This window comes from Bacillota bacterium (assembly GCA_023511455.1).
Taxonomy (GTDB): Bacteria; Armatimonadota; HRBIN16; order HRBIN16; family HRBIN16; genus HRBIN16.
In genome coordinates, this window is record JAIMBJ010000035.1 from 17,965 (window position 1) to 32,014 (window position 14,050).

General features: G+C 60.5%; 18 protein-coding genes. 2 read left to right on the plus strand and 16 right to left on the minus strand.

Going from position 1 to position 14,050, the window contains the following annotated elements:
* Nucleotides 1-121 precede the first annotated feature (121 nt).
* Both K6U75_14500 and K6U75_14505 read left to right on the plus strand, forming a co-directional pair.
* Nucleotides 122-607, plus strand: coding sequence for a hypothetical protein (locus tag K6U75_14500; protein ID MCL6476251.1), 486 nt, complete (start codon nucleotides 122-124; stop codon nucleotides 605-607).
* Between the two features lie 66 nt (nucleotides 608-673).
* On the plus strand, nucleotides 674-1,672 hold the full coding sequence (locus tag K6U75_14505) for a hypothetical protein (GenBank protein MCL6476252.1): 999 nt from the start codon (nucleotides 674-676) through the stop codon (nucleotides 1,670-1,672).
* Between the two features lie 29 nt (nucleotides 1,673-1,701).
* On the opposite strand, the gene K6U75_14510 is transcribed toward K6U75_14505, so the two are convergent.
* The 16 genes from K6U75_14510 to K6U75_14585 form a co-directional block, all read right to left on the minus strand.
* Entirely contained in the window at nucleotides 1,702-2,502 is an 801-nt protein-coding gene (locus K6U75_14510; GenBank protein MCL6476253.1) for a DUF4058 family protein, read from the minus strand.
* 58 nt (nucleotides 2,503-2,560) lie between these two features.
* The gene (locus K6U75_14515) at nucleotides 2,561-3,058 is read right to left on the minus strand and encodes a hypothetical protein (protein MCL6476254.1); all 498 of its coding nucleotides are present in this window, start codon (nucleotides 3,056-3,058) and stop codon (nucleotides 2,561-2,563) included.
* A complete protein-coding gene (locus K6U75_14520) occupies nucleotides 3,055-3,585 on the minus strand; it encodes a lytic transglycosylase domain-containing protein (GenBank protein MCL6476255.1) in 531 nt (176 codons plus the stop codon). The genes K6U75_14515 and K6U75_14520 overlap by 4 nt, the downstream gene beginning before the upstream one ends.
* Nucleotides 3,578-4,054, minus strand: coding sequence for a flagellar export protein FliJ (gene fliJ, locus K6U75_14525; GenBank protein MCL6476256.1), 477 nt, complete (start codon nucleotides 4,052-4,054; stop codon nucleotides 3,578-3,580). Before fliJ ends, K6U75_14520 begins: the two co-directional genes overlap by 8 nt.
* Before the next feature lie 4 nt (nucleotides 4,055-4,058).
* Nucleotides 4,059-5,405, minus strand: coding sequence for a flagellar protein export ATPase FliI (fliI, locus tag K6U75_14530; protein ID MCL6476257.1), 1,347 nt, complete (start codon nucleotides 5,403-5,405; stop codon nucleotides 4,059-4,061).
* A gap of 235 nt (nucleotides 5,406-5,640) precedes the next feature.
* Nucleotides 5,641-6,342 (minus strand): type III secretion system stator protein SctL, encoded by a 702-nt coding sequence (sctL, locus tag K6U75_14535; GenBank protein ID MCL6476258.1) that lies wholly within the window; start codon nucleotides 6,340-6,342, stop codon nucleotides 5,641-5,643.
* Between the two features lie 3 nt (nucleotides 6,343-6,345).
* Nucleotides 6,346-7,368, minus strand: a complete 1,023-nt coding sequence (fliG, locus tag K6U75_14540) for a flagellar motor switch protein FliG (protein ID MCL6476259.1) — start codon at nucleotides 7,366-7,368, stop codon at nucleotides 6,346-6,348.
* Entirely contained in the window at nucleotides 7,368-8,990 is a 1,623-nt protein-coding gene (gene fliF / locus K6U75_14545) for a flagellar M-ring protein FliF (GenBank protein ID MCL6476260.1), read from the minus strand. The genes fliG and fliF overlap by 1 nt, the downstream gene beginning before the upstream one ends.
* A gap of 3 nt (nucleotides 8,991-8,993) precedes the next feature.
* On the minus strand, nucleotides 8,994-9,296 hold the full coding sequence (gene fliE, locus K6U75_14550; GenBank protein ID MCL6476261.1) for a flagellar hook-basal body complex protein FliE: 303 nt from the start codon (nucleotides 9,294-9,296) through the stop codon (nucleotides 8,994-8,996).
* A gap of 14 nt (nucleotides 9,297-9,310) precedes the next feature.
* Nucleotides 9,311-9,754, minus strand: a complete 444-nt coding sequence (gene flgC / locus K6U75_14555) for a flagellar basal body rod protein FlgC (protein ID MCL6476262.1) — start codon at nucleotides 9,752-9,754, stop codon at nucleotides 9,311-9,313.
* A 3-nt stretch (nucleotides 9,755-9,757) separates the two neighbouring features.
* Nucleotides 9,758-10,159, minus strand: coding sequence for a flagellar basal body rod protein FlgB (gene flgB / locus K6U75_14560; protein MCL6476263.1), 402 nt, complete (start codon nucleotides 10,157-10,159; stop codon nucleotides 9,758-9,760).
* Nucleotides 10,149-10,967: a hypothetical protein gene (locus K6U75_14565; GenBank protein ID MCL6476264.1), complete on the minus strand. Its 819-nt coding sequence runs from the start codon at nucleotides 10,965-10,967 to the stop codon at nucleotides 10,149-10,151. Before K6U75_14565 ends, flgB begins: the two co-directional genes overlap by 11 nt.
* A 6-nt stretch (nucleotides 10,968-10,973) precedes the next feature.
* On the minus strand, nucleotides 10,974-12,062 hold the full coding sequence (locus K6U75_14570) for an SLBB domain-containing protein (protein MCL6476265.1): 1,089 nt from the start codon (nucleotides 12,060-12,062) through the stop codon (nucleotides 10,974-10,976).
* Between the two features lie 6 nt (nucleotides 12,063-12,068).
* Nucleotides 12,069-12,338, minus strand: a complete 270-nt coding sequence (locus K6U75_14575) for a hypothetical protein (protein ID MCL6476266.1) — start codon at nucleotides 12,336-12,338, stop codon at nucleotides 12,069-12,071.
* On the minus strand, nucleotides 12,335-12,583 hold the full coding sequence (locus K6U75_14580; protein ID MCL6476267.1) for a hypothetical protein: 249 nt from the start codon (nucleotides 12,581-12,583) through the stop codon (nucleotides 12,335-12,337). Before K6U75_14580 ends, K6U75_14575 begins: the two co-directional genes overlap by 4 nt.
* 31 nt (nucleotides 12,584-12,614) lie before the next feature.
* The gene (locus tag K6U75_14585) at nucleotides 12,615-13,649 is read right to left on the minus strand and encodes a glycoside hydrolase family 76 protein (GenBank protein ID MCL6476268.1); all 1,035 of its coding nucleotides are present in this window, start codon (nucleotides 13,647-13,649) and stop codon (nucleotides 12,615-12,617) included.
* Between the last annotated feature and the right edge of the window lie 401 nt (nucleotides 13,650-14,050).

Below are 14,050 nucleotides of genomic sequence, written 5' to 3' on the forward strand. Positions count from 1 at the left end.
CCTCTATACTCCATGATGCAGCAGTGTTGTTGCTAGAAAGTTTTTCTTGCCGCATAGTGGCCTTGCACTTTTTTTTCGATGATACAATGTGTTCAACAAACTACGCAAGGGGGAGTCTACCATGCGGCACCGATTTTTCAGTTTCGCGTTACTGTTCAGTGTATTCGTGGCGATGTCAGTTGCCGAGGCTCAGTCCTACCTGCCAGAGATGTCGGGCGGTGCTGAGAAGCCAACGGTGGAAACCGTTAGTGGTTCTCTCTTCCACTACGTTCTTGTCCAGCGCGACATGGATACGCTGGCAGATGGACGGCAAGTGCGAGACGACACCTGCAACGCAATAGCGGTCTCGATTGCCAGCATGCAACTAGGTACATGCACCGTGTCGTTTTCCTCAGTAGCTCCAGATGGTACCATACGATGGGTGGTATCTGGTCGCGCCATCCGTGTACAGAGGGAAACGCGAGTGACGGACTTACTGCGTCTCTACAACGATCGCGGGAGTATGGATTGGCGAAAAGACCCGGACATATGGGTAAGGCAAGTTGTTATCATAAAGCCACCCGCGGTGCAACCGCCTAACCCTCCGGTGCCTCCTGGTGGCGCATAAGGTGATAGGGGGCAGGTTTCGCTCTGCCCCCATAGAATTGTAATTTTGGTGGAGGAGGCGACGGTAATGAGCAAAACTGCCTTCAGCATCGTGACGGTGGTGGTAGCGGTTTCTCTCTGCATGGGGCAGCCAGCCAGTACGGAGAGGCGGATCAACCTTCAAGTACAAAGTGCCACCTTCACCAAGGTTTGCGATGCTCTGGCGAGACAATACTCTCTGAACATCGTTGCAGAACTCCATCTTGCAAATAATCCGCCTGCTTCCAACGTGGAGATAAAAGACCTCAGCGAGCAGAAAGCCGTTGCCACCCTGGCGGAATACTACGGCCGGGTGTTTGTTTTTACGGGCAAGGCCTACATCTTGAGAAGTAAGCGCTGGGCACTACGCAGAGAGCAGGACCGGTTCGGCATAGTGAATTACGGCTTGAAGTGGAGCACTGCGGGGAAGGTAACCATCGCAACCAAAACGACATCAGAGGGGCTGTTGCGTTTGAATGTAGAGGTAACAGAGGCAAGTTTGTCTGCGTTCGCGCAGGAGCTTTCCAAGCGAACCGGGTGGCTGCTGCACGTGGAGAAGGACCTCGAACAGATACGCCTTTTCATCCGATGGAACGATGCCTCGCCAGGGGAATTACTGGAAGCGCTAACTGTGTTGCTCGGGGCTCGTCAGACAGTACGCATCGATCGCTCGGAAGAGCAGAAAAGGCGAGACCTTCACCAACTTGAGGCCGCCGCTGACGCACGCTCCGAAGAGGAGAGGGAATCGGAGCAGCTTCTGCCAAAGCTGCTAGCCGTTCTGAACGAGGAAGAAAAGCAGAGATGGCTCAATGGGGAGCGCCTCTCCGTGCCACTTTCGCGTCTACCCGCGGATGCTTTCACGCAAGCGTACGAATATGCCGCCAAAAGGTTTCAGCGTGCGCTGAAAACTTTTCCTTCTGAATACGCCCCGCCTCCCGACCTTTTATCCAATATAGAGGATATTTCCCTCGTGCTGCCCAGTCCATCTGAAACCGTTATTCGGGTGTTCGTTCGGGATCGACGCCAAAATGTGGATTACCTTTTGTGAGGGCTGTAGAAACATTTCATGCGCAACAGCTAACTGCCAGCCCGTTTCCGCAGTCCCTTTTCCACCAGCAGCTGGTGGAGCCAGTTCATGCCCTCGGCATCCAGTGGCGGGTCGGGGTCGTGCGAGTAGTTAATCAGCCGGTTGTAGCGACCGACTTCGTAGCAACGTTGGAGTAGTTGCTGTAAATCCAGCACCACGTCGGCATCGCTGGGGCGCAGCGGCACCGCTACCTTCGGCAACGGCTGGTTCAATGCGATGGGATAAACCTCCCGCTGGCGGGGTTGCCAGCTGCGGAACACGCATACCAGATAGGGCACGTTCACAAACTGCAGGAGGCTGGTGGGCGACAGGCTGACCACGCGCTGCCCAGTGCGCAGCAGGTCTATCTCCACCAGATTCACCCCCGCCTCCAGCAGTCCCTTTTGTTTGCTCCGATACACGTCCTGTCCCACTCCAGGCACCTTGTTGGAAACGCTCAGCACCTCAATGACGGTAATCACCAGCCCACCCGCTGGGTCCACCACTTCGATGTAGGTCTCGACGATGGGCACCTCTTCTTCTTCCACGATGATGCGGGTGCTGATATCCACTGCTTCGAGGACAGCGGGCGCCGTGCCAGCCGAGGAGGACGGAACAGGCTGGCGAAGGTCGGAAACACGGATGTCGGGGTAGATGAGCCGGGTAATGCTCTCGCGAGGGTAGTCCACGTACACCCGCTCCTCAATGCGAGCAATCAGTCCATCGGGAAGCTGCGCCTGCAGGGAATCACAGGCGTACACGATGAGCCTCGCATGCACATCCCGCCAGTGCCGCTCTAGATATGGGTTCATGCCGGGAAAGGGGTTCATGCTTTTATTATACCTGAATGGAGAGGATTAGGAAACCGCCCTACCGCTGCACCATCAGCGTTTTGGAGAGGCTGGCGGAGCGGTCGGGGGGTAACAGCGCGAGGATTTGCGCCACCTGACGCTGCTTCATGCGGCGCAACAGCGGTATCACCTCGCGGTCGCTCATCCGCTCCAAAATGCGCACCGCCTCCTCTGGCTCCATGTTCTCGTATACCTTCGCCAGCCAGCCGATTTGTCGGCTCGCGTCTTCCTCTGACGGAGAGTGGGCAGCGGCAGGTGGTGGCACACTTTGTGTGGGCGGAGGCGCAGGACGAACCACTGGCGGGGCAGGGGTGGTTTGCGCAGGAGGCTCAGATGCCTTTGTGTCTGCCTTTACCGTTTGCTGGCGGGGCAGTAAGCCCAGCGTCCGCGCCACCTTCGCCGCGGCAGGGTTCTTTGCGGTCAACTTGCCCACGGGAATCACCCCAAACTTCGCCAGCGCGTAAGGCACCCCCAGCAACACCAGCAGCACCACCAGTATCACCAGCAACCGCCTCATCGCTGTTCACCCTGCCACAGGTTGATGACACGCTGCACGAACTTCTGGGTTTCCGCATAAGGAGGGATACCCCCATATCGGCGTACCGCTGGTCCGCCCGCGTTGTATGCTGCCAGGGCAAGCCGCACGTCCCCGAACTCGTCCAGCAGCCCCCGCAACAGGCGCACGCCGCCGCGCAGGTTCTGCTCGGGGTCAAAGGGGTTCTGCACGCCCATCGCTCGCGCGGTTTGCGGCATCAGCTGCATCAAACCCATCGCCCCCTTCGGGGAGACAGCGTTCGGGTTGCCGCCAGATTCCGCCTGCACCACTGCCCGCACCAGCGCCTCGTCCACGCCCTCTTCCTGCGATACCCGCGCGACCAACTCGCCGATGCTCTGAGGTAGCATAACGGTTGTGGCTCGCTGCGCCACACGCAAGACCTGCGCAAACCCGGAAGGCGCGGTCGTGGGAGCACCGGCGGATAACTGCTCCACCCTCTCCCACAGCGCTTGCATTCGGGCCACTGCCCGCGTGTAAAGACTACTCATGCTCCTCCCCTCCTGCCTGCATCGTCAACAAGGCGGGCGCGATGGTGGCTCGCACGGTTGCCAAGTCGTCCAGCGCTTTCTGCTCGGTACGCAGCCACTCCTGACGCCATTGCTCGTACTGCTTCTCGCGCAGGAGTTCCATAGTTTTTCGTTCCCGCTGTGCCTCGATCAACGCCTGTCGCTTCTCCTCCAGTACCTTTTCTGCCTCTGCCACCCGCTGACGCTGTTGTTCGATGCGCTCCTCCAGTGCCGAAAGATAGGTCTGTTCGACCGCCAGCAGCTCCACCGATAGATGTTGACGGCGGTGCGAGCGGCGCAAACACTCTTCGCGCTCGATAAGGAGTTTGTGCAGCACAGCCTGTTCGTGCGTCAACTGTGCCTGCGCTTCCGCGAAGGCGCGGATTGCCTGCTCTTCCAGCCGTTGCCGGTAGTCCAGAACTTTCTGCAGCGAGAACACAAACCGCCGCATCGCCTCACTCTGCAAACAGCGTCTTCATGCGCTGTATCGTCTCGCCCAGCGGGCAACCCTCCTGCTTACCCTGCTGCAGGAAGGCGCGCACCTTGCCGATATAGCGCAGGGCGTAATCGATATCCGGATTGCTTCCCTGCTGGTACGCGCCGATGTTGATCAGGTCTTCCGCCTCGGTATAGTTTGCCAGCACCTGGCGCACCTGCGCGGCTGCCTGCTGATGCTCCGCGTCGGTAATCTGGGGCATGACGCGCGATACACTCGCCAGCACGTCAATGGCCGGGTAGTGGTTGCGGTGCGCCAGCGCACGCGACAGCACGATGTGCCCGTCCAGGATGCCGCGCACGGTGTCGGCGACCGGCTCGTTCATATCATCGGCTTCCACCAGCACGGTGTACAGCCCCGTAATCGTGCCTTTGTCAGAGGTGCCAGCGCGTTCCAGCAGCCGCGGCAGCATCGCAAACACCGATGGGGTATATCCCCGCGTGGCGGGCGGCTCCCCAATCGCCAGCCCCACCTCGCGTTGCGCCAGCGCGAGACGGGTCACCGAGTCCATCATCAGCAGCACGTCCAGCCCCTGGTCGCGGAAGTATTCGGCAATCGTGGTCGCCACCATCGCTGCCTTGATGCGCAGCAGGGCGGGCTGGTCGGAAGTGGCAACCACGACCACCGACCGTTTCAGTCCTTCCTCACCGAGGTCTTCCTCCATAAACTCGCGCACCTCGCGCCCGCGCTCGCCGGTGAGGGCGATGACGTTCACATCCGCGCTGGTGTAGCGGGCGATCATGCCCAGCAGGGTGCTTTTGCCCACGCCGGAGCCTGCAAAGATGCCGATGCGCTGTCCCTTGCCGACGGTGAGCAAGCCGTCGATGGCGCGCACGCCCAGACTGATGGCGTCGGTGATGCGCTTGCGGACAAGGGCGTTCGGTGGCTGGCGGTGGACGGGGTAAAGCACGTCGCTGAATACGGCTGGGCCCCCATCCATCGGTCTGCCCAGCCCGTCCAGCACCCGCCCCAGCAGGCATTCACCCACAGGCACTTGATGCACCATTCCCGTGGCCACCACCAGACTGCCGGGCGTGATGCCCTCCATCTCGCCCAGAGGCATCAAGAGCACGCGGTTCTGGCGGAAGCCCACTACTTCTGCAAAGATAGGCGGGCGCGTGCGCTGGAAGTGAATCTCGCAGACCTCTCCCACCCGCGCGGCAGGCCCGATGCTCTCGATAACCAGTCCGATCACCTGCTGCACTCGACCGTGTACCCTAATCGGGTCCAGCAGGCGCAGTCGTTCCCGCGCCGCCGAGAGGTCCGGCGGCGAGAGAGGTGGCAGGTTGGTCAGTGTGTCTGGCATGGTTGCCCTCACCCCTGTCCCCTCTCCCACGCTGTGGGAGAGGGGCGTATTGCGCCCTCACCCCGTCCCCTCTCCCACGCTGTGGGAGAGGGGCGTATTGCGCCCTCACCCCTGTCCCCTCTCCCACGCTGTGGGAGAGGGGTGCTGTTTGCCCTCTTCCCCTGCAGGGACAAAGGGTACGGCAGGCGGGTCCTCCAAGGCCCGGCGGAAGCGTCGCCCTCTCTGCGGCGATACCTTAAGCCGCCTGCTCGCTCTCGCGCAACGCCTTCTCCACCGACTGCATCTGCGTGCGTAGCGAGGCATCGATAGTGCCGCTGGGTGTCTCAATAATGCAGCCTCCGCCGCCCACGCGCTGGTCGTCCACAATCTCGATGTGCCGCACCCCGTCGCAGACCGCGAGAAAATCGCTGCGGTGTTCGCGGGCGATTTGCAGGTCGTCGGGGTGTACGCGGATGCGCACCTGCTCGGTATCCGCGACGCGCCGCAGGGCGTGCTTGATGATGGACAGGGTGGCTTCTCGACGCGCCTGAATCTCCTCACGCAGCACTTTGCGGGCAATCTCCAGCACCAGTTCGATGACCTGCGGCTCGATCTCTTCCCACAGTCGCTGCCGTTCGGCAAGCAACGCATCCACCAGCTTCTGCACCTCTGACTGCAAGTTCGCTATCGCCTGCTGGTACTCGCGGCGTCCCTCTTCCCGCCCTATTTGCAAACCGTCTTCATAGCCTTTGCGCACGGCGTCCTGCCGCATCTGGTCTGCCTGTCGGTGTGCCTCCGCAAGCACGCGGCGTGCCTCTGCCAGCAGGTCTTCCGGGGTCGGTCCTGTTGGCTGTGGCGGTTGCTGTGCTTCCTCTGTCGGTTGCCGCACCTGCAGGGGCGTACCCACCCAGCGGGTGAAGCGCCCAAGCTGGTCGCCTTTGAGCACCTGCACGCGCATCGCTTACACCACCATCTCTTCTGCGCCGCCGCCTCGCGCGATGACAATCTCGCCCGCTTCCTCCATGCGCCGGATAATCGCCACGATGCGTTGCTGTGCCTCTTCCACGTTGCGCAGGCGCACAGGTCCCATGAACTCCATGTCCTCTTTGAGCATGTTGGCGGCGCGTTCGGACATGTTCTTGAAGATGCGCTGCTGCACCTCCTCGCTGCAGCCCTTCAGCGCGAGCGCGAGCTCCTTCATGTCCACTTCCTTCAGCACCGCCTGGATGGAGCGGTCGTCCAGCTGCACGATGTCCTCGAACACGAACATCATCTTCTTGACCTCTTCCGCCAGCTCGGGGTTGGTCTCGGAGAGGCTGTCCAGAATCATGCGCTCGCTGGTGCGGTCGATCCAGTTGAGCAGCTCCACCAGTGCTTTCACGCCGCCCGCAGTGGTGAAGTCCTGAGAAATCACCGAAGAGAGCTTCCGTTCCAGCACCCTCTCTACCTCGCGGATGACATCGGGCGGTGTACGGTCCATAATGGCGATGCGGTGCGCCACGTCGGCGCGCAGTTCGGGCGGAAGACCCTGCAACACCTGAGCCGCCTGATTGGGAGGCAGGTACGCCAGAATCAGAGCGATGGTCTGAGGATGTTCGTCCTGAATGAAGTTCAACAGCTGGCTGGGGTCGGTCTTCTTGATAAAGTCAAACGGCACAATCTGCATGGCTTGAATGACACGGGTGATGAGCTCGTTCGCTTTTTCAGGTCCGAAGGCGTTCTCCAGCACCTGTCGGGCGTGTTGCAAACCACCCTCTGCAATATACTCCTGTGCGACACACAGTTCGTGAAACTCCTCGATGACCGCTTCACGCACCTCCGGCGCAATTTTGCCCATCCGTGCGATTTCGAGGGTGATTTGCTCCACCTCGTCTTCGTCCAGATGGCGCAACACTTTACCCGCCACATCGGGTCCCATGGCGACAATCATGATAGCCGCTTTCTGGCGATGAGTCAGTGAGGGTGTCGCTGTTCGTGTCGCCATTATCGCTCATCCTCCGCTAACCAGCCTTTAATCAGCATCGCCACCTTCTCCGGTTTCTGGTCCGCCAGCCGGATGACGCTTTCCAGATTCACATCCACCCGCTCGCGGATGGGCGTAATCTCCACCTCTTCTTCGGGCAGTTCAGCTCCGGCGGTTTTCTTCCGCGCCGCCGCTGCGGCGGCTGCCGCGAGATCGCCCTCTTCTTCACCCTCCACAGCAATCTCCTCAGGCACCTCACCACCCGGCAACGACATCACGACGCCTTCCGGAGTCTGTGCCACGCGCGCCGGTCGCAACGCCTTCGCCAGTAACAACAGCACGATGAGCAGCATCAACAACGGCAGGTATCGCAACGCGGTGTCCATCAGCTGGCGGCTGGCAAACTGCTTGCGGGCAGATTCGGCTTCCTTCGCCAGCGTGTTGTCGAAGGGGATGCTCTCCACAATCACGCGAAAACGGCGGTTGGGGTCGCTCTGGTCTGCGCCGACCGCCCCCTCCAAAAAGGTGCGCACCTTCTCCACCTGTTCCTGCGGCACCGAGGCATCGATCATCGCCGCTACCGACATACGCACCACCCTGCCCGGCATCTTTACCCGATGGATGGTGCTCTGCCCCACTTCGTAGTTCGTGGTAGTGGACGAGTGCTTGTATTCGCCAGGGGCGCCTGCCGGTGCGGTGGGATAGGTCGGTGTTCCTGCGGCGCCGCCAGTCCCGCGCGGCGCAGCCCCTCGCACAGTCTCCTCAGTGCGGGTTTCACTGATAGCGATGCCCTGCCCGTCTGGACCGGTCTCAATCTGCTTCTGGTTCACCTCTTCGCGGTCGAGGTCGAGCTCGGCGGTCACCGTAAGCCGCGACTTGCCCGGACCGAGCACGGCATCAAGCTGCTGTTGCAGCTGTCGCTGTACGGTCTCTGCGTAAGCGCGTTCCAGCTCCAGCTTATTGCTCGCCACGCCGGGCGCCATGTCCGAAGCCTGCGAGCCATCCCAGAGCAGGTTGGCGTACTCATCCACGACTGAGACGTTCTCTGGAGATAGCCCTGCTACGCTGCGCGAGACAAGAAACACGATGGACGCAATCTGTTCGCGAGTGAGTTGCTGTCCCGGCTTCAGGTCGACCATGACGCTCGCTTTCGCCGGTTTCTTCTCGCCCACGAAGGGGGAATCGATAGCGGGGGTGATATGCACGCGCGCGCCCGCCACCGGCTGCAGGCGAGAGATGGTGTTTTGCAGTGACTCTTCGTGCGCGATGCGGGTGGTCTCCTGTTCCACTGTCTGTGTGGTGCCAAAGCCCAGTTTCTCCAGACGGCTGTAGCCCAGCGTGCCCTGATTGGGCAGTCCTTCTGCCGCCAGCGATAGCAGTATCTCATCGCGCCGGTCCGCAGGCACCTCGATGGTACTTCCGCCCGCCGACAGGCGATAGGGCACCTTTGCCTGCTTCAACCGCGCCACGATAGCCCCCGAATCCGAAGGCGACAAGCCGGTGTACAGCACGTCCCATTCGGGCTGAGTCGCCCAGAAGGAGAGGGCTATCATCACCACCAGCAGCCCCACCGCCGACGCGACGGCAATCAGACGGGTCTGGCGGTCGCTGGTTTGCCACCACTCGCGAACGCGCTCTAACATTGGCTATACCTGCATCCGCATGATTTCCTGATACGCCTCGATGACCTTGTTGCGCACCTGCACCGCTAACTGCAGTGCGACGGAAGCCTCTTCCGCCGTCGTCACGACGCGCACGAGGTCATCGGTCTCGCCAGCGGCAAATTGTCGAGCGAGCTGAGCGGAATCGAGCTGCATCTGGTTGATCTTGTCAAAGACGCCCTTCAGCGTTTCCGCAAAGGAAGGGGCATCGTCGCGATTATGGAGCGGGGAGATGCTGGTCAGGGTTCCTGCGGTGCCCGGCAGCACAGTGTTCAACCGAATATCCACGGCTCATCCCCTCCTTATGCGTTCCTGCCGATGTCCAGGGTGCGCAGCGCCATCTGTTTGGCTGCGTTCATGGCAGTGACGTTCGCCTCGTAGGCGCGGGTGGCGGTAATCATATCTACCATTTCGGTGACCACGTTCACGTTGGGCATCAGCACATAGCCGTCGGCTTCAGCGTCGGGATGTCCGGGGTTGTACACCCGCTGTGAAGGGGACGTATCCTCCGCAATGGCTGCGACGCGCACGCCGCCTCTTCCCATCCGAGAGGCATTCTGAATGCCCAGCAGGTCGGCAAAGCCGACGGGGCGTTCCTCCAGCACCGCCACTTTGCGCCGGTAGGGACCGCCTGCCGCCGTGCGCGTGGTGTTGACGTTCGCCAGATTGTCGGCAATGACGTCCAGACGCAGCCGTTCGGCGGTCAATCCCGACGCGCTGATGCGTAGCGAGTTAAACAGGCTCATCGCTTACCTCCCTCCGCCGCCCGTAATGACCAGTTTCAGGCTCTGGTAGCGTCCGGTAATCAGCTGGCTGAGTGCCTGAAAGCGTATCTGGTTCTCCGCAAGTTGCGCCATTTCGTAGTCGATATCGACAGTGTTTCCATCAGGACGCATCGGTGCATCTTCGTCAGGGGCGACCTGCGGGTTCGCCAGCAAGGAGGGCGGCGCGGCATAGTGTCGTGGGCTCGTAGTGCGCAAAGGGGTTGTTTGTGCAGCTCTCAAGAACTCCTCAAAGGAGACGTCGATCCGGCGATAACCCGGCGTGTTCACGTTGGCAATGTTGTGCGCGATTGCCTCGTGCCGAAGGGCACTCGCATGAAGCGCCTGCTTCAGCAAAGGATAATGGCCGCCAAAAAGTTTATCCGTCATCGGTTTCCCTCCTCAAAACAGCCCGCAGTATTCGTTTCCATCGGCTTTCATCGGTTGTGGTGTTCTTCCACACCCGTTCCAGTTCTATTTTCGCACCCCGCAGCAGTGCGCGAGGCACACCCATTGTCAGCATTTGTGTCACATGTCGTCCGTACGTACGACGAAGCAGTTGCGCCGCCTCGCCCATGTCGCAGCGGCGGTGGGTGACGCCATGGCAGTCCGAAGCCACCACGCTCACCAGCCGTCGTTCCATCAGCTCATAGGCGCATCGCGCCACTGCTGGCGAAGCCCTGCCCGGTATGAGCGAGCTGGTGGTCAACTGCAGGTGCACGCCCATCTGCACCAGACCTTCCAGCAAAGGCAGGTTGCGTTGCAGGGCGGGTATGCGCTCCGGGTGCGCCAGCACCACCGTCCAGCCCGCGTCCAGCATCTCTTCGATAACCGACTGCCCGAAGGAGGGCCATTCCTCCCACAGCGGCTCCACAAGCACCACACGTGTCCCCTCGCCCATCGACATCCACTCATCGCTCTCCAGCCGTCGCAGCAGGTCGGGAGCAATGGGGATTTCGCAGCCGGGCTGTACCTCTAACGGCACGCCCTTCGCCCGCAGCAGGACATTCAGTTGCTCTACCCCCTCGCGAATCTGCGCCGCGCCAAGGGCAGGGCGGTCGCCCCAGTAGAGATGCGGGGTAGCCACCATTGTCGTCACGCCCTGCGCGGCAGCATCTTCTGCCAAGAGCAGCGCATCGCCCATGTCGATGACACCGTCGTCGACGCCGGGGAGAATGTGGGTGTGGATATCTATCATGGAAGGCTAACGGCGGAAAACGGAGTAGGTTGCCAGCAGGGTGCCCAGGATCGCCGTCCATTCATAGTTGGGTCGAGGGCGCGAGGGCACAATCACCACATCGGTCGGCTCCAGCGGGAAGCGCGCACCCTGTGGCGTGGTGGCGTTGACCTGCAGGAACCGGTTGCTGCGGTTCACCACGATACGGTCCAGACGAGCCTCCCTGGTGGGACCTCCTGCGGCGGTGAGTGCATCCATCAGCGTTTCACAGCGTCCCTTCTGCCAGCCGTATGCCCCAGCCCGTGCGACCTCGCCAATGATGAACAGGGTGTTCTCGCGTTCGGGCACGCGGATGGTCATGCCTGCCTGCAACGGTCGCTGGCGGACGCTCGCATCGAGCAGGTCGACCACCTCCACCTTTTCGCCGACCTGAACCTCGGCGCGAGACGGGTCTCCGAATGTCAAGGTGCCTCCGGCGGTCGCCAGTGCCTCTTCCAGGCTTCGCAATGTGCCTATCGGATACACTCCCGGACGTGCCACCGCACCGGTGATGGTGAAGGTGGCTTCGGTCACAATCAGGTTATCACCCGGCTGAAGCACAAAGCGTGCCGCCGAATCCTCTCGTGAGAGATTATCGGTAAACCTCACGGAGAACTTTACGTCTTGCGTCCCTTGCCTACGGAGGACGGTAAGGTGGTCGCGGTCGGCGTTTGGGGAGAACCCGCCAGCCAGAGCGATGGCTTCCGCAGCGGTCAGGCCGGGTTGCAGGGGATAGACTCCCGGGCGAGCCACCGCGCCCAGCACGAAAACCTGATGCTGTGCGAAAGATTTGACGATGACGCTCACGCGCGGATTCTTGACCCAGCGGGAAAGGGAGGTGGTGATACTCTGTGCCAGCGCATCTGGGGTCGCTCCCTGCGCACGTAATTCTCCCACTACCGGCAGTGAGATGTTGCCATCGGGGCGTACGATGACCGTGCGCGACAGGTCTTCGTAGCCCCAAACCGCCACTTCCAGCGTGTCGCCGGGGCTGATACGGTAATCGTCGGCACCTGCCATCGCCCATGATGACAGCAGGAACAGAATACCGAGCAGCAGGGCGTATCTGGCACCCATGCCTGACTACACCTCTTCTTCCTCTTCTTCCGCTCCCTTTTCTTCTTCTTGAGCCAGCTCCTCTAGCGAGGTGGTCTCCAGACCTTCCTCGCGCTCGATAACATCCATATCCTCGACAGGCTCATCGGTCAGAGGGGGCAGGTCGTCCAGAACCACCACTGGCGTGCGGTGTTTGGTGCGACACTCCTCGCAGGTGAACTTCACCTTCACTCCAGCCAGCCAGGAAGGGATTTTCTCCAGAGGCTTGCCGCAGTCCACACAGGTCACCACACTCATTTGAGAGACTCCTCCTTCTGTTTCGAAGATTGCTCCTGCTCCTTCATCTTGTGCTCGTAATGCCGTACCGAGAGGATGGCGTTCACCACCATCAGGATGGCAGCAGCGAAGTACAGCCAGGGTAGCAAGGGGTCATGCGGCTGACCGGGGTCGCGAATGGCATCCGCCCCATATACTAGTCCCAGCGCCCCAATCAGAAACAACAGCACTGCCAGACCGGTAAAGCTGTTCAGAAACTTCCACACGAGATGAAGCCTCCATGAACGTAATAGCACACTATATTGTACCCGCTTTTGAGAGGGCATGCCGGTCATCCGAGGCGGGTATCAGCCAGAACAAGCACGCTGCGGAGGCAAGCGACATCAGGCTCGACACCGGTTCGTTTTTTCGCTCCGCGTACCAGTCCTCGGGATAGTCCCCTTCCGCTGAACGCAGCGACTTCACCAATTGTGCCGTGTGGATGACCAGTACCGTCCATCGATTGTCGCCGACCACTTCCGCCAGATGCCGATACGCCGAGCACAGCTTCACCACGAATGGCGCGTAACCCTCTATAGCGCGGCTGCGCCAGCCCAGCCAGCATCTCTGTGAAGACCGTGCCAGCCGTATCGCCTCGTGTAAGTAATCCTCTTTGCGGGTGAGGCGATGCCACCAAAGGCTGGCATCTATCATCAGAGCGGTGTTGTAGGCAAACTTGGTGGGGTCCACTTTTCCGTCCATCTGGACGTTGTCCCAGAACAGTCCGTCCTCAGGGTCCTGCAGGTGCTGGCGCAGCCATGCATGGATTTGCTCCGCCTGCTTCAGATAACGTGCATCGTGGGTGAGCGCATAGAGTTCCAGCGCGGAAACCAGGGCGGGTGCATTAGAACAGGTGTTCTTGCTCTTTCGGCTCTGGTGCCAGTAGATGCCTCCGCCGAGCCGTTCGTCCCAGCCGCTCCACACGAAGCGATGCACATCCTGTGCCCAGCGCAACCACTCTTTTTCACGGGTTAGCCTGTATAGCCTCAGGTAGTTCAGCACCATCCAGGCGTTATCGTCGTAGTACTTGTCGTTGCCTTTCGGGTAGGCGTCGAAGCCCGGCGGGTCATGCTGCTCATCCCAGTAGGCAAGCAGAGTCTGCTGAAGTTGCCTCAGCCGGGGCAGGTAGCGCTTTGGTTCGATCTCGGCGGCAGAAATCATTGCGGAATGCAACATGCTGAGCGGCCACAGGGTGGTGTATGGCAGGTTAGCTCCCGTCAGCCTGTCCCGGTACATCGGGCTATTTGAGATGCGAAGGTTCTTCTCGATGCGCTCCAGCGCCTCCTCAGCCATCCGATGGTACATTTCCCCTTCGTGTCTCCCAGTGCAAACTTCCGGCAAGTATGATACCATTTTCCACCCCCACTTGCATGGCTTCCCGCAGCGCAAGATTTCCGGACGACCAGCTGAGGGTGTTCGATAAATCGCCTCGCGGCTTGTTCCAGCGACTGAAGCGACACTGTCCTGTCATGCTGAGCGCAAGCAAAGCATCTCAGCACCTCAGAAGAGATTCTTCGCTTCGCTCAGAATGACAGATGATGTCGCTTTGTGCCGCCAACTCTGCGAGACTATTGCAATTGCCTGACCCCTACCAGTTCTCGAACACCCTCCGACCAGCTGTTGTTACCAATGGCGAGTCACATTTAATTCCCAGTTTGAAATGTCACATATCCAAACGCTTCGATGGTATCACA

Bases quoted from the DNA above. Each gene is read 5' to 3' on its own strand.
- fliF (MCL6476260.1), bottom strand. From the start codon at position 8,990: ATGTTAGAGCGCGTTCGCGAGTGGTGGCAAACCAGCGACCGCCAGACC.
- K6U75_14575 (MCL6476266.1), bottom strand. From the start codon at position 12,338: ATGAGTGTGGTGACCTGTGTGGACTGCGGCAAGCCTCTGGAGAAAATC.
- K6U75_14520 (MCL6476255.1), bottom strand. From the start codon at position 3,585: ATGAGTAGTCTTTACACGCGGGCAGTGGCCCGAATGCAAGCGCTGTGG.
- K6U75_14570 (MCL6476265.1), bottom strand. From the start codon at position 12,062: ATGGGTGCCAGATACGCCCTGCTGCTCGGTATTCTGTTCCTGCTGTCA.
- flgB (MCL6476263.1), bottom strand. From the start codon at position 10,159: ATGACGGATAAACTTTTTGGCGGCCATTATCCTTTGCTGAAGCAGGCG.
- K6U75_14505 (MCL6476252.1), top strand. From the start codon at position 674: ATGAGCAAAACTGCCTTCAGCATCGTGACGGTGGTGGTAGCGGTTTCT.
- fliJ (MCL6476256.1), bottom strand. From the start codon at position 4,054: ATGCGGCGGTTTGTGTTCTCGCTGCAGAAAGTTCTGGACTACCGGCAA.
- K6U75_14515 (MCL6476254.1), bottom strand. From the start codon at position 3,058: ATGAGGCGGTTGCTGGTGATACTGGTGGTGCTGCTGGTGTTGCTGGGG.
- fliI (MCL6476257.1), bottom strand. From the start codon at position 5,405: ATGCCAGACACACTGACCAACCTGCCACCTCTCTCGCCGCCGGACCTC.
- K6U75_14500 (MCL6476251.1), top strand. From the start codon at position 122: ATGCGGCACCGATTTTTCAGTTTCGCGTTACTGTTCAGTGTATTCGTG.
- sctL (MCL6476258.1), bottom strand. From the start codon at position 6,342: ATGCGCGTGCAGGTGCTCAAAGGCGACCAGCTTGGGCGCTTCACCCGC.
- fliG (MCL6476259.1), bottom strand. From the start codon at position 7,368: ATGGCGACACGAACAGCGACACCCTCACTGACTCATCGCCAGAAAGCG.
- K6U75_14585 (MCL6476268.1), bottom strand. From the start codon at position 13,649: ATGGCTGAGGAGGCGCTGGAGCGCATCGAGAAGAACCTTCGCATCTCA.
- K6U75_14510 (MCL6476253.1), bottom strand. From the start codon at position 2,502: ATGAACCCATATCTAGAGCGGCACTGGCGGGATGTGCATGCGAGGCTC.
- K6U75_14565 (MCL6476264.1), bottom strand. From the start codon at position 10,967: ATGATAGATATCCACACCCACATTCTCCCCGGCGTCGACGACGGTGTC.
- flgC (MCL6476262.1), bottom strand. From the start codon at position 9,754: ATGAGCCTGTTTAACTCGCTACGCATCAGCGCGTCGGGATTGACCGCC.